This is a genomic window from Anaerococcus hydrogenalis DSM 7454, assembly GCF_000173355.1.
GTDB lineage: Bacteria > Bacillota > Clostridia > Tissierellales > Peptoniphilaceae > Anaerococcus > Anaerococcus hydrogenalis.
In genome coordinates this window covers 82,896-97,450 of sequence record NZ_ABXA01000019.1, presented here as the reverse complement: position 1 = coordinate 97,450, position 14,555 = coordinate 82,896, and the positions used below count along the sequence as shown (strand labels likewise).

At 27.8% G+C, this 14,555-nt stretch carries 12 protein-coding genes and 1 pseudogene; 2 read left to right on the top strand and 11 right to left on the bottom strand.

What is annotated here, in order from left to right; translation table 11 throughout:
- The gene (gmk, locus tag ANHYDRO_RS03065) at nucleotides 1–597 is read right to left on the bottom strand and encodes a guanylate kinase (protein ID WP_004813319.1); all 597 of its coding nucleotides are present in this window, start codon (nucleotides 595–597) and stop codon (nucleotides 1–3) included.
- A gap of 100 nt (nucleotides 598–697) precedes the next feature.
- Here gmk and ANHYDRO_RS10405 point away from each other — a divergent pair, with 100 nt between their 5' ends.
- Nucleotides 698–1,678, top strand: a complete 981-nt coding sequence (locus ANHYDRO_RS10405) for an Rqc2 family fibronectin-binding protein (RefSeq protein ID WP_004813318.1) — start codon at nucleotides 698–700, stop codon at nucleotides 1,676–1,678.
- On the top strand, nucleotides 1,632–2,447 hold the full coding sequence (locus ANHYDRO_RS10400) for an NFACT RNA binding domain-containing protein (protein WP_004813316.1): 816 nt from the start codon (nucleotides 1,632–1,634) through the stop codon (nucleotides 2,445–2,447). The genes ANHYDRO_RS10405 and ANHYDRO_RS10400 overlap by 47 nt, the downstream gene beginning before the upstream one ends.
- A gap of 52 nt (nucleotides 2,448–2,499) precedes the next feature.
- Here the strand turns inward: ANHYDRO_RS10400 and ANHYDRO_RS03055 are convergent, their stop codons facing one another.
- The 10 genes and pseudogenes from ANHYDRO_RS03055 to rpiB all read right to left on the bottom strand — a co-directional run bounded on the left by ANHYDRO_RS03055 (nucleotide 2,500) and on the right by rpiB (nucleotide 14,475).
- Nucleotides 2,500–2,781: an HU family DNA-binding protein gene (locus tag ANHYDRO_RS03055; protein WP_004813313.1), complete on the bottom strand. Its 282-nt coding sequence runs from the start codon at nucleotides 2,779–2,781 to the stop codon at nucleotides 2,500–2,502.
- An 88-nt stretch (nucleotides 2,782–2,869) separates the two neighbouring features.
- Nucleotides 2,870–3,790, bottom strand: coding sequence for a SurA N-terminal domain-containing protein (locus tag ANHYDRO_RS03050; RefSeq protein WP_004813311.1), 921 nt, complete (start codon nucleotides 3,788–3,790; stop codon nucleotides 2,870–2,872).
- Nucleotides 3,735–4,772, bottom strand: a complete 1,038-nt coding sequence (locus ANHYDRO_RS03045; RefSeq protein ID WP_004813310.1) for a peptidylprolyl isomerase — start codon at nucleotides 4,770–4,772, stop codon at nucleotides 3,735–3,737. The genes ANHYDRO_RS03050 and ANHYDRO_RS03045 overlap by 56 nt, the downstream gene beginning before the upstream one ends.
- A complete protein-coding gene (mfd, locus tag ANHYDRO_RS03040) occupies nucleotides 4,772–8,263 on the bottom strand; it encodes a transcription-repair coupling factor (protein ID WP_004813309.1) in 3,492 nt (1,163 codons plus the stop codon). Before mfd ends, ANHYDRO_RS03045 begins: the two co-directional genes overlap by 1 nt.
- Nucleotides 8,256–8,840 (bottom strand): aminoacyl-tRNA hydrolase, encoded by a 585-nt coding sequence (gene pth / locus ANHYDRO_RS03035; RefSeq protein WP_004813308.1) that lies wholly within the window; start codon nucleotides 8,838–8,840, stop codon nucleotides 8,256–8,258. The genes mfd and pth overlap by 8 nt, the downstream gene beginning before the upstream one ends.
- Nucleotides 8,841–8,843: 3 nt before the next feature.
- Nucleotides 8,844–9,827, bottom strand: a complete 984-nt coding sequence (locus tag ANHYDRO_RS10395) for a ribose-phosphate diphosphokinase (protein WP_244261629.1) — start codon at nucleotides 9,825–9,827, stop codon at nucleotides 8,844–8,846.
- A gap of 93 nt (nucleotides 9,828–9,920) precedes the next feature.
- A pseudogene (gene glmU, locus ANHYDRO_RS10390) lies at nucleotides 9,921–11,153 on the bottom strand (bifunctional UDP-N-acetylglucosamine diphosphorylase/glucosamine-1-phosphate N-acetyltransferase GlmU); the annotation flags it as partial.
- A 75-nt stretch (nucleotides 11,154–11,228) separates the two neighbouring features.
- On the bottom strand, nucleotides 11,229–11,948 hold the full coding sequence (gene deoD, locus ANHYDRO_RS03025) for a purine-nucleoside phosphorylase (RefSeq protein WP_004813305.1): 720 nt from the start codon (nucleotides 11,946–11,948) through the stop codon (nucleotides 11,229–11,231).
- Nucleotides 11,949–12,037: 89 nt separating this feature from the next.
- Nucleotides 12,038–14,032: a transketolase gene (gene tkt / locus ANHYDRO_RS03020; RefSeq protein ID WP_004813303.1), complete on the bottom strand. Its 1,995-nt coding sequence runs from the start codon at nucleotides 14,030–14,032 to the stop codon at nucleotides 12,038–12,040.
- Entirely contained in the window at nucleotides 14,032–14,475 is a 444-nt protein-coding gene (gene rpiB / locus ANHYDRO_RS03015) for a ribose 5-phosphate isomerase B (protein ID WP_004813301.1), read from the bottom strand. The genes tkt and rpiB overlap by 1 nt, the downstream gene beginning before the upstream one ends.
- Between the last annotated feature and the right edge of the window lie 80 nt (nucleotides 14,476–14,555).

Sequence of the window (14,555 nt, the reverse complement as noted above, 5' to 3'; positions counted from 1 at the left end):
TTACTCCTTATCAAAATTTATATTTTCTCTAAAAACTCTATGTTTTTCTGCATTTATTATCTCATTAACCAAATTAATTGCTGAATTCAAATGATCATTTACAACCAAGTAGTCATAATTTTTAATATAAGATAATTCTTTTTTCGCATTTGACATTCTCAAATTTATGTCGCTTTCTGTTTCAGTTCCTCTATTGACAATTCTATTTTTCAACTCACTAAGGCTAGGAGGCGCTAGAAAAATATATACTCCATTGTCAATATTTTTCTTAACATTCAATGCTCCTTGAACATCTATTTCCAAAATTACTATCTTACCTTCATTGATTTTTTCTTCAACAAATTCTTTTGGAGTTCCATAATAATTATCATGTACTTTAGCAAACTCCAAAAATTTATCTTCTTCAATCATTTTTTCAAATTCTTCATGACTCTTAAAAAAATAGCTTACTCCTTCTATTTCACCAGGTCTTTGTTTCCTAGTCGTAACAGATACCGAATAAACTAAGTTTTTTTGCGTATTCATAAGGTCATGCAATACTGTTCCCTTTCCTACACCGGAAGGACCAGATATTACTAATAAAAATCCTTTTTTCATCGCGCCTCCTTATTAGTTCTATTTTACTTTATGGAAAAATTTAGTTCAAGTATATTCTTCTGATATAATAGTTTTATATACAAAATAAAGAGGTGATTAAATGAGTTATGATGGTTTAGTAACCAGAGCCGTAACTTTCGAGATAAAAAAATTATTATTGGGTGCGAAAATTCAAAAGATAAGCCAGCCATCAAAAAATGATATTATATTAAATATTTATTCTTTTGGTAAAACTTATAAATTATTACTAAGTGCTAATAATAATGAGGCAAGAGTTCATATAACAGAAAAGAAATATGAAAATCCTGAAGTACCACCGAATTTTTGCATGGTTTTAAGAAAACATCTAAGCCAAAGCAAAATTATAGGTATAGATCAGTATAAATTAGATAGGGTAATTGTTTTTAAAATTTCTTCAGTTGATGAAATGGGATTTGATGTTTCAAATAAATTAATTGTTGAGATAATGGGAAAGTATTCAAATATAATTTTAACTGATGATAAATATAAAATAATAGACTCAATTAAAAGGGTGAATTTTAAAATGTCATCAGTTAGAGAGATTCTTCCCGGACTTGAGTACAAATTTATCGAAAGTGATAAGATAAATATTTTAGACAAAGATTTTTCAAAAGATATCTTACGTCTAGATAAAAATTTACCTGATAGCCAAATACCGCAAAAAATTTTCTACGAGAATTATCTAGGATTTTCCCCTACTGTAGCAAAGGAATTGCTATTTAGATCAAACATTGATCCTAGAATAAACTGGGGACTTGTAAGCGAAGATGAAAAAAGACTTTTAAATGAAAATCTTTATAAGTTAAGAGATGACTTAATTAATAATTCCTATAATCCTTGCCTTTATAAAGACAATAGAAAATATAAGGAGTTTTATTCTTTTGAATTAAAATCTTTAGCATTTGAAGAAACTAAGTGTAAGTCTTTAAGCCAAGCTATAGAGAATTTCTATGAATTTAATAGGTCAAACGATAGGCTAAGACAAATAAAAAATAATATAGAAAGAAAAATAAATGGTCAAAAAAAAATCAGTAAAAAAGAAAATTCAAATCTTAAATAAAAATATATCAAAAGAAAAATCTATGGACTCCTATAGGAAAAAAGGTGATATATTAGCAGCGAATATAAATAAAATAAAAAAGGGTGATAAAGAAATAAATTTAAGTAATTTCTATGATGACAATAGAAATATAAAGATAAGCTTAGATGATAGAAAAAATCCTTGGGAAAATGTAGATAGTTATTATAAAAGATATAAAAAGATAAAAAATTCTATCGACTTTGCAAAAATTGACCTACCTAAACAAAATGAATACTTAGACTATCTAAATCAAATGTCAGATTTTGTAGAAAGAAGTGAAAGCATTAAAGATTTAGATGAAATAAGAGATGAGTTAATCGAAAATAAAATAATAAAAAGAACAAGTAAGAATAAAAATAATAAGAAAACAAAATCTAAGCCTATGCAATTTAAAACTATAGATAATAGTGATATTTTTGTAGGAAAAAATTCTAGGCAAAATGATTATATAACTTTAAAATTAGCAGGAAAAAATGATTATTTCTTCCATGTAAGAAATGCGCCAGGAAGTCACGTTATTTTAAAAACTAATGAATTAAATAAAAATGATATAAAAGCTGCATCTTATCTTGCAGCGATTAACTCTTCCCAAGCAAATTCTTTAAAGGTAGATGTTGATTATACAGAGAAAAAAAATGTAAATAAAGCAAAAGGTGCAAAGCTTGGTATGGTTTATTATGAAAACTTTAATACTATTACTGTTGATATGGATGAAAAGCCAGATAAACTATACAAAAAAATAAAATAAGACATCAAAAAAGCCCAGCCAAGCTGGGCTTTTAAAATTTATAAGTAAATAATTATTTATTATTAACAGCTTCTTTAAGAGTTTTACCTGCCTTAAATACTGGAGCTTTTGATGCTGGTATTTTAATAACTTCATCAGGTTTTCTAGGATTTCTTCCTTCTCTAGCTTTTCTGTCTCTTGTTTCAAATGTTCCAAATCCAACAAGTTGAACTTTTTCTTCTTTTTGTAGAGATTCTGTTACTGTTTCAATAAATGCATTTAAAGCTCTTTCAGCTTCAACTTTTTTAAGTCCACTTTTTTCTGAGATATTAACTAATAATTCTGATTTATTCATATATCCTCCTTATAAATCAATCTTAATCTTATTCTGCTTAACTCTAAGTTAGATTATACATATAAAATTTATATATTTCAAGCAAAAATCAAATAAAAAGCTTGATATTTGAGTTTTTTATAAGATTTTTTAAATATTTATCATATTCATTTTTTAAATAAATTTTCTTTGCGTCAATTAACAAATCATTTTCATTTTGATTAACAGAATTTATCATCAAAATGATGTATGAATCTTTATATTTAAAAATTTTGCTAATTTGATCAGCTTTTTTTAATGATGATTCTTTTAATAAAAAATCATCATTATAAACAAAGTCTGACCTGTATATATCATAATTTCTAACTTTAGAATTTAGATATTTTTTAAAATCTTGTGAGTTTTTTATATTGGCTCTTATTTTTATTGCCTCTGATTCGTTATCAAAAATTAAACAATCATACTTATATTTTTTCTGTAAAAATTTATTTTCTTTAAAATAATCAACTATTTCAGAGTCCTTAGTATCATCATTAGAAAAATAATAATCCATATGCTTTTTTCTAATTGAATCCATGTATGATATTTCATCAAACTCATCTTCATCAGCCCCAAATGATTTCACATTTTCAATTAGTGAATCTTTGGACATAGATTTTTTTGACAAATCTTCTATTACTTCCAAACTATCATTTTTGGTTATCTTAACCTTATTCTTTCTTAAATCATTTATCATTATTTGATCTTGAATAAGAGAGTCTAAAAGTTCAGATTCTAATCTTTCATAATTAGTAAGGCCATTTTTAGTCTTCTTATCAAGATAGTCATTACCGTATTTTTTTAAATAAAATTTTTGATAATAACTTAATTCTTTCTCATAAAGATTTTTTGAAATTGCCTGTCCATCAACATAAGCTACATTATTTTTTTTATCAATTTTAGATGAACAAGATACTAAGATTAAACAAAACAGACTAATTATTGCTATTATTGTTTTCTTTTGTATTAGAACTTTCTGTATTCTTTTCATCTTTATTTAAATCAGATGTTTTTGCGTCCTTTTTTGCATCTTTCTTTTGAGGACCATCTTCTGTAACTACATTGGCTTTATTAAATAAATCTGTTAAGTAATCAGCATATTTTTTATCGTTTAAAGCTTTTGAAATTTCTTCTTTTAACGCATCAGGATTATCTTTTTTATCTTCAACCTTAATTATATGATAGCCATATGATGTTTTTACAGGATCTGAAATCTCACCTTTTTTCATAGCAAAGGCTTTATCAGCAAATTCTTTTACCATTTTATCTTTAGTGAAGTATCCTAAATCCCCACCTTTAGCAGAATTTGCTGTGTCTTTTGAATATTCTTTTGCAAGTTTTGCAAAGTCTTCACCATCATCTAATTTTTTCTTAACTTCTTTAGCTGTATTTTCATCTTCAACTAAGATATGGCTAGCTTTTACTTGAGATAAAGTATCCTTATGCTCATCATAATATTTCTTAATATCTTTATCGCTTACTGGGTTTTTCTTTTCAAACCATTCTCTATGTTTTTGATAAATCTGATCTTTTTTTATAGTTTCCTTAAATTTATCACTGCTCATATTATAATCTTCAAGCATTTTATCAAATTTTTCTTGACCACCAAATTGTTGAATATATTGTAAAAATTTATCATTTAGCTCTTTATCATCAACTTTTACGTCATTTTTTTTCATATCATCTGCTATAAGCTTATCTTGAATAAGCATTTGAACAATAGAAGGTTTTAATTGTTGTTGACTAGCAAGCATAGCAGAATAAAAACTCATTTCATCTTTATAAGATTCTTTAGAAATCTTTTCTCCACCAACAACTGCAACTGCATCTTTAGGTAAATCTTCCTTCTTAGCAGATTCTGATGTTTGAGTTTCATTTGATCCCTTGTCATTTTTATCCTTAGCATTATCGTTAGCACAAGCACTAAACAAAAAGCTTGTAGCTAAAACTAAGGCTATAATTTTTTTATTCATTATTTCTCCTTAATATTTTTAATAACTTTTAATAATTCGTAGCAATCTATCAATTTTGTATTCTTATTAGGCAACTTAAAGGCAGGATTCTCCGATAAATCAAAGGCTAATTCACCTTTATAATCTTCATTTATTTGAGATAATTCTTCAAAAGAAAACTTATTTCTATCATTAAATGAAATTCTTATCTCGCCGTTAACTTCTCGTATTTGATCAAATCCCAATTTATCAGCCATAGATTTAATTAATGATACATACATAATATTATCAACCATTACCGGAATATCCCCATACCTATCAATTAAATCTTCAACTAATAAACTATAATCTTCCAAATCTTCAATACTTGATATTCTCTTATACATTTGAATTTTTTGGCTAGGATCTTCGATATAAGATTCTGGTATAAATGCATCAATTTTTATATCTATATAAACATCATTAAATTTAATTGAGTCAATATCTTTTCCACTAGCCTTATCAATAGCTTGTTGCAAAAATTTTACATATAAATCATATCCAATGGCCTCAACTTGACCACTTTGACTTTCACCTAATATATTTCCAGCACCTCTAAGCTCTAAATCTCTCATAGCAATTTTATATCCACTACCAAAGTCAGAGAAATCTTTAATAGATTTAAGTCTTTTCTCACCTATTTCAGTCAAAACTTTTCCTTTAGCATATGTAAAATATGCGTAAGAGGATCTGGATGATCGGCCTATTCTACCTTTTAATTGATAAAGTTGACTTAGTCCCATCATGTCAGAATCATAAACTATAATTGTGTTTACATTTTGTATATCCATTCCTGTTTCTATTATCGTAGTTGCAAGCAAAATATCAATTTCACCACTAACAAAATCTTCCATAATTTTTTCTAGACTTTTCGCAGACATTTGTCCATGAGCTATCTCTATTTTTGCATCTGGAACTAATAATTTTAAATGATTATAAATTTTATCAATATTATAAACCCTATTGTATACAAAATAAACCTGACCATCCCTATCAAGCTCTTTTTCAATAGCCCTTTTAATAATAGAAAAATCATACTCCAAAACGTAAGTATTTACAGGTTGTCTTCTTTCTGGAGGTTCATCCAAAGTTGACATATCCCTAATTCCTGTAAGTGACATTTGCAAAGTTCTTGGGATTGGAGTTGCAGATAAGGTTAAAACATCTATATTTTCTTTTAATTTTTTTAATTTATCTTTGTGCCTAACTCCAAATCTTTGCTCTTCATCAATAATTAAAAGACCTAATTTTTTAAATTTAATATCCTTTGACAGTAATCTATGAGTACCAACTATAATATCAATTTTTCCCGATTTTAAATTGTGAATATATTTTTCTTGATCTTTTTTACTTACAAATCTTGATAACATAGCACAATCTATAGGAAAGTATTTAAATCTTTCTTGCATAGTTTTAAAATGTTGACGTGCAAGTATAGTAGTAGGTACTAAAAAACAAACTTGGTATCCATCCATAACAGCTTTAAAGGCAGCTCTCAAGGCGACTTCTGTTTTACCATAACCTACATCCCCACAAAGTAACCTATCCATGGGTTTAATATCTTCCATATCATTTTTTATTTCATCTATAGACCTTAATTGACTATCAGTTTCTTCATAAATAAAAGAATCTTCAAATTCCTTTTGCCAAGGTGTATCTTTTGCAAAAGCATGGCCTCTTGCTTTAGATCTTTTAGCATATAATTCAACTAAATCATCAGCTATCTCATCTACAGCTTTTTTGGCCCTTTGCTTAGCCTTTTTCCATTGATTACTGCCTAAAGATGAAATTTTAGGTTTATCACCCTTATTCCCAATATATTTACTAACCAAATCCATTTGGTCAACAGGTACAAATACCTTATCATTACCTTGATATTCTATTACAAAATAATCCTTTTTAGTATTATTGACCTCAATCTGGCTAATTCCCTTGTAGATACCAATACCATTATTTTCATGAACAACATAATCGTCTATTTCTATATCAGAATAATTTATTATATCTCTAGCACCTAGGGCTTTATTTTTTCTCTTCTTATTTTTATGTTTTTCTTTTCCAAAAATATCCCTATGTGTGTAGGTATTTATTCTGTAATTAGTAAATATATATCCTCTAGAAAGACTCTTATCGCTTAAATATACATTATTTTTATCATCTTCAATATCAAAATCTAAGCTATAATTAACTATTTCATTTTCATCAAAAATTTCTTTAATATTTTCTAAAGATTTTTTGTCTGATGCAAATATATATGCTTTCTCATTATTTTTTATAAGAGTTTTTATATTATCTACAAAATTACTTATGTTCCTATTAAAATTTTCTTGTTCTATGGATTTTAATTCAATAATTTTCTTTGCCCTAATAAAATTATTATTTTTCAATAGGCTTGCGGAATTTATAATGGGATAAGATTTAATATTTTTATAAACTTCATCTATATTAATTTTAATGTTTTTAAAAGTAGAAAAAACCTCTCCGTTGTCCATCTGATTTGCTAAATCTAGATTAAACTTATCCATAATGTCATTAAAATTATCAATAGACCTATTTAAATCTTCAAATACAAAAATAGAATCTTTCTTTATATAATCAAAAAAATCATCAAAATTATCAGCTCTATAGGGACTTATTAAATCATCATTAGATATATATAAACTATCCTTTAAGTAAGATACAATTTGACTATACTTGTCCTTTAACTTAGACATTCCTAGATTATCTGACAAACTATCTATATCTTTATTAATTAATTTAATTGATTTTTCATAATCCGATTTTTCGTAAATAAGTTCCTTAGTTGGTCTTACCAAAATCTCATCAATATTTTCTAAAGATCTTTGACTATCTTTATCAAAAAATCTAATAGAGTCAATTTCTGTATCAAATAATTCTATTCTAATCGGATTTTCATACTCTATTGGCCAAAAATCAATTATTGACCCTCTTATAGAAAATTCTCCCTTAGATTCAACTAATTTTGTAAAATCATAATTTAATTCTATGAAGGAATTTTTAATTTCTTTAATATCAATTTCATTATCAATATCTATTTTAAAAGATTTCTCTTCAAATATTTTTTTTTGTGTTAGTTTATTTCTTAGTGCATCTAAACTTGTCGTAATTATAAAATTATCATCTCCTATAATTCTACTTAACACTTCAAGTCGTAAAATCTGATTATTTTTTTCTAGGTTTTTAATGTTATAGTAATTTATTTCTGTTGAAGGAAAATACATACACTTATCTTCTACTATAGAATTAATATCCTCACACATTACTTGTGCTTTTTTTTCGTTTTCACAAATAATAACTATAGTTTTATTTGTGTATTTAAAAATTGTAGAAAATATATGTGCTTTGCTTTGATCAGTTAATCCATGTAAAAAAACAGGTGAAATTTTAGTATAATTATCTATTATTTCCCTAACCTGGCTGATGTTATAAATTTCTTTCAAAAGATTAGTCATTATCTTCAACTAACCTTTTTGCATTATATATACTCATTGTTTTATCAATGCCTTCTTCAAGAATCATTTCAATGGCATCACTTAAAAGCATAACTTCCTCTTCTATTATTTTTGCTTCTTTTTTTGAAAATCCACTTAGGACAAAATTTGCTAAATCCATATACTCTGGCTTTTTGCCAACAGCAACTTTTATCCTAGGAAAATCATCAAATTGAAGATTATAAATAATTGATTTCATTCCATTATGAGTACCAGCTGAACCTTTTTTTCTTATCCTAATTGAGCCAAAGTCTATGTCTATATCGTCATATATAACAATTAATTTATCGTGGTCAAAATCATAATAATTAAATATTTCTCTTATGGCTTCACCTGAATTGTTCATATAAGTTTGAGGCTTTACAAGCATAACTTTATGGCCAGAAATTACTCCCTGGCCAATTAAAGATTTAAATTTAATTTTTCTTACATCAATATTATATTTTCTAGCTAAATAATCTATACTTATAAAGCCAGCGTTATGTCTTGTATTCTCATACTGCATTCCAGGATTGCCCAAGCCTACAATATAATACATATCCTAAATCTCGTCATCAAACAAACCACTGATTGATTCGTTCGTATTTATTCTGTGTATAGCCTCAGCTAATAAAGGAGCAATTGACATTTGTTTTATTTTTCCAATTTTTTTATTTTCAGGAATTTTAATGGTATCTGTAATTACAACTTCTTTTACGCATGCATTTTCTAATTTTTTACATGCATCCCCACTTAATACTCCATGAGTTGCAGCTATTGATACATCTTTTGCACCATGATCTTTTAAATAATTTGCTGCATTGCATATAGTTCCAGCGGTATCAATCATGTCATCTACTAGTATGCAGTGTTTACCTTCAAAGTCCCCAATAACATTCATTACTTCTGATACATTTGGTCTTGGACGTCTTTTTTCAATTATTGCTATTGTTAATTTTAAAGAATCTGCAAATTTTCTTGCTCTTGTAACCCCTCCTAAATCAGGACTTACAACAACATACTCATCCGGATTGTTATAGGCTTCTTTAAAATGAGAAGATAGTAATTTAACAGCTGAAAAATGATCTACTGGTATATCAAAATATCCTTGGATTTGTCCAGCGTGAAGGTCCATTGTTATTACCCTATCAGCCCCAGATACTGTAATTAAATTAGCTACAAGTTTTGCACTAATTGGTTCTCTTCCTCTTGTTTTTCTATCTTGTCTTGCATATCCATAATAAGGAACTATAACATTGACATATTTTGCAGAAGCTCTTCTACAAGCATCTGTCATTATAAGTAATTCCATAAGATTATCATTTGTAGGATAAGAAGTAGGTTGAATTATATAGACATCCTTACCTCTAACAGCTTCATTTATTTTAATATTTATTTCGCTATCAGCAAATTTTTTTACTTCAACTTTACCTAATTCAAGACCTAAGGATTTAGCAACTGCTTTTGCTAAATCTGGATTTGAATTTCCTGCAAATAATATCATTTCTCCCCTATTAATATGTGCTGAACTTGTAGATTCACTCATTTTTATTTTTGCTCCTTTAATTTTTCTAAATCTCTTTTTTCTTTTTTCAACGTATCCAGGTATATTTTTTTGCTCTGCTCTTTCTATTGAAAGTACACCTTCATCAACATCTTTAGTTATAGTTGATCCTGCAGCAATATACCCTTCTTTTTTTACATGAACTGGTGCTACTATATTAGAATTAGATCCTATAAAAGCACCATCTTCTATTTTTGACCTATGCTTAAATTTACCATCATAATTTACAAAAATTACTCCACATCCTATATTTATATCTTTTCCAAGATCACAATCTCCAATATATGCAAGATGCCCAGCTTTTGTTCCTTCGTCAACATTGGCATTTTTAACCTCTACAAAATTTCCAATATGAACATTTTTTCCTAATTTAGCCTTAGGTCTTAAATGTGAAAATGGTCCTATGTCAGTTCCTTGATCAACAAAAGATTTTTCAATTACAGAATTATCGATTTTTACATTGTCCCTTATAATAGAATCTTCAATTCTAGATGATCCCTCTATAATACAATTTTCTCCAATCTCTGTATCTCCTAAAATTTTACAAGGTCCTGAGATTATTGTATCTTTTCCAATCTTTACACCTTTTTCAATATTTACTATACTAGGATTTTCGATAATTACACCATTTAGCATATGATAATCGTTAATTCTTTCTCTTAATAATTTAGCAGCATTAGCTAATTCTTTTTTATTATTAATACCATAAAATTGATCTGGATTATCAGCTACAAAAGATTCAACTTTTTTGCCTTCATTGTTTAAAATCTCGATACAATCTGTTAGGTAATATTCATTAGAATTATTATTTGTATCTATTTTTTTCAAGGATTCTTTTAAATCTTTTCCTTTAAAAGCATAGATGCCAACATTGATTTCATTAACTTTTTTCTCATCTATACTTGCATCTTTTTCTTCTACAATTTTTTGGAATTTATTATCTTTTCTAATAATTCTTCCATATCCAGTTGGATTATCAATTTTTGTAGACATAACAGTAAGATTATTATTATTTTCTTTATGAAAATTTATAAAATCCTCTAAAGACTTTTTTGTTATAAGTGGAATATCACCATTTAAAATAAGACAATCATCATTTTCATCAATTAAATCAACCGCCATACTAACAGCATAAGCTGTACCATAAGGAAAATCATCCCCTATTTTTTGTTCCTTTATTTCAAGGTTAGGATATTTTTCTTCTAGTAATTTCTTGTTTTTTCCACCTATAATGATTGTTTTAGAATTTTCAAATGAGCAAGCATCAACTATATAAGTTATAAGCTCCCTATTTAAAATTTTAGTCATAACTTTAGAGGTATTAGATTTCATTCTAGTACCTTCTCCAGCTGCAAGTATTATATTTTTTAACATTTATACTCCTTATTCTGGTGCAACTTCTAAAGCAAGTGTCATCATTTGTGTATAAGCACTTTGCCTATTTTCTGCACTATCTGACTCATTAGAAACTAAGGAATCAGAAATTGTAAATACTCCCAAAGCCTTCTTTCCATATTTTCTTGCTACAGTAAAAAGACCATATGATTCCATTTCTACACATAAAACTCCATATTTTTGTAAGTTTTCAAATACTTTTGGATCCATATCATTATAAAATTGGTCTGAAGAATGTACTTGACCACAATGAGTAGTATATCCTAAATCTTGACTTTTTTTGTAAGCCTCTAATAGTAGATTAAAATCAGGTGTAGGTGAAAAATGAATATTGCCAAATAAATTATCATTAATTGAAGATTCACTACATGCACTAGTTGCAAGAACTATATCGTGTAATTTAATATTTTCTTGCATACTTCCAGCACTTCCAATTCTTATTATTGTATCAACATCATAGAAATTAAATAATTCATTGAAATATATCATTGATGATGGAATTCCCATCCCACTACCCATAACTGAAACTCTTTTTCCTTTATAATATCCAGTATATCCATACATTCCCCTAGTTTGTGTAAATTGTTTTACATCTTCAAGAAAATTTTCTGCTATATATTTAGCTCTAAGAGGATCTCCTGGCATTAAAACAGTGTTTGCTATTTCTTCTTTGCTCTTTGCTGAAATATGTGGTGTTGGTATTGTCATAATCACTCCTTATTAAATATTTCTAATAATATGATATCACTTTTTAAATTTTTTAAAAATAAAAAGGCAAGTTAAACTCGCCTTTAAATTTAATTAAATTTTTGTATATATTTTTTAGAAATTTCTTCTTTTGTAAAACCTAATTCTTCCTTCACATCTTTAAAGTTTCCAGATATACCAAACCTATCAATTGAAATATTTAAGCCCTTATCTCCAGTAAATTCACTCCATCCAAAAGATGTAGCCATTTCAATAGAAACTCTGTTTTCAACTTCTTTTGGTAGAACTTTTTGTTTGTAATCATTATCTTGACTTCTAAATAATTCCATTGATGGCATAGATACAACTCTTACATCTATATTGGATTTTTTCAATTCTTCTTTTGTTTCTAAAGCTAATTCTACCTCGCTACCTGTTGCTATTAAGATACCATCTGGAATTTCTTTATCAGTATCAGAGATTATATATGCTCCTTTGGAAATATCTTCTAAATCTTTTGTTCCTTCAAGATTTTTAACATTTTGACGTGTAAGTGCAATAACAACTGGTGAATCTTTGCTTTCTAATGCAATTTTCCAAGCAAGTCTAACTTCATTAGCATCTGCTGGCCTTAGCATAATTGTATTTGGAATGGATCTAATCATAGCTAATTGTTCTATTGGTTGATGTGTTGGTCCATCTTCTCCAACTGCAACTGAATCATGTGTTAATACATATGTTACAGGTATATGTGAAAGAGCAGAAATTCTAAGGCCTGCCTTCAAATAATCAGAAAATACAAAAAATGTTGATACATGATGGAATGTACCACCGTGAGCTACAATACCATTTGCAATAACACTCATTGCAAACTCTCTAACTCCATACCAAATATTTCTTCCTTCAGGATTTTTATCTGAAAATCTTTCACTATCTTTTATATTTGTCTTATTTGATGAGAATAAATCAGCACTACCACCCCAGAAATTTTTAGTAACTTTTGCTAGGTCTTGAATTATTTCTCCACCAGATGCACGAGTTGCTAAACTATCATCTTCTGGAGAATATTTTTTAACTTGGTCTAACCAATTTTCTGGCAATTTTCTTTCAAATCCATTTATATACTCTTTATAATCTTCTGGATATTTTTCTTTATATTCATTTAATAAATTTTCCCAATCAGAATAGGCTTTTTCTCCATTTTTGATTATATTTTCTTTGAAAATATCGTAAACATCATCTGAAATATGGAAATCATCATCTGTCCAATTATATGCTTTTTTTGCCTCTGCAAAATCCTCTTGACCTATTGGAGCACCATGGACCTTATTTGTTCCTTGGTTTTTAGATCCAAATCCTATAATTGTTTTTACTTCAATAAAAGTTGGTCCATTTTTATTCTCTTTTGCTGTTTTAATAGCCTTATAAATTTCATCCAAATCATTTCCATCAGAAACTTTTATATAATTCCAATTTTGAGCTTTAACTCTTTGTTCAATATTTTCAGAAAATGATGTATTTAAATTTCCGTCAAGACAAATATCGTTTGAGTCGTGTAAGATAATTAATTTATTTAAATTTAAGTGGCCAGCAAGCGACATAGCTTCATATGAAATACCTTCCATAAGATCTCCATCACCACAAATTGCATAAGTGTAATGGTCTACAATTTTGAAATCTTTTTTGTTATATAATGAAGCAAGGTGTTTTTCAGCTATTGCAAAACCTACTGCATTTGCAATTCCTTGTCCTAAAGGTCCTGTTGTTACTTCAATGCCATCAGTATGTTTTCTTTCAGGATGGCCTGGAGTTTTTGATCCAATTTGTCTGAATTTTTTTAAATCTTCAATACTCAAATCATATCCAGATAAGTGTAATAAGGAATATAGCATGGAAGAACCATGACCTGCAGATAGAACAAACCTATCTCTATTATGCCAATCGCTTTTTTTAGGATTTACATTCATTACCTTATTCCATAAAACATAAGCCATAGGACTTACTCCCATAGGAAGACCTGGGTGACCACTATTTGCTTTTTCAATTTGTGCTATTGATAAGCATCTAAGGGCATTTACTGCCTTTTTATCTATTTCATTAAACATTAATTTTTCTCCTCTATTTCTGTAATTTTTTCTACTCTATTGCTGTGTCTTCCGCCTTCAAACTTTGTATTTGCAAAAACTTCCACAATCATTTTAGCTACTTCAGATCCTATAACCCTAGATCCAAAACATAAAACATTACAATTATTGTGGGCTCTAGACATTTTTGCTGAAAATACATCAGATACACAAGCTGCTCTTATTCCCTTAAATTTATTTGCAGCAAGGCTCATTCCAATCCCTGTACCACAAATTAAAATAGCAAAATCCGCTTGATTGGATAAAACTTTTTCACAAGCTTCTTTGGCAAAATCTGGATAATCACAAGAATCCTTTGTGTATGTTCCAATTTTTTCTACTTCGTGCCCAAGCTCTAAAAGCTTTTCTTCAACGCTATCAACAAGATCAATTCCACCATGATCATTACCTATTATATATTTCATTAATAACCTCTCTAACTATTGTTTATAAATAAAGATTATCATTTTATAACTCCTGTGTCAATTTATGAAATTTTCAAAAT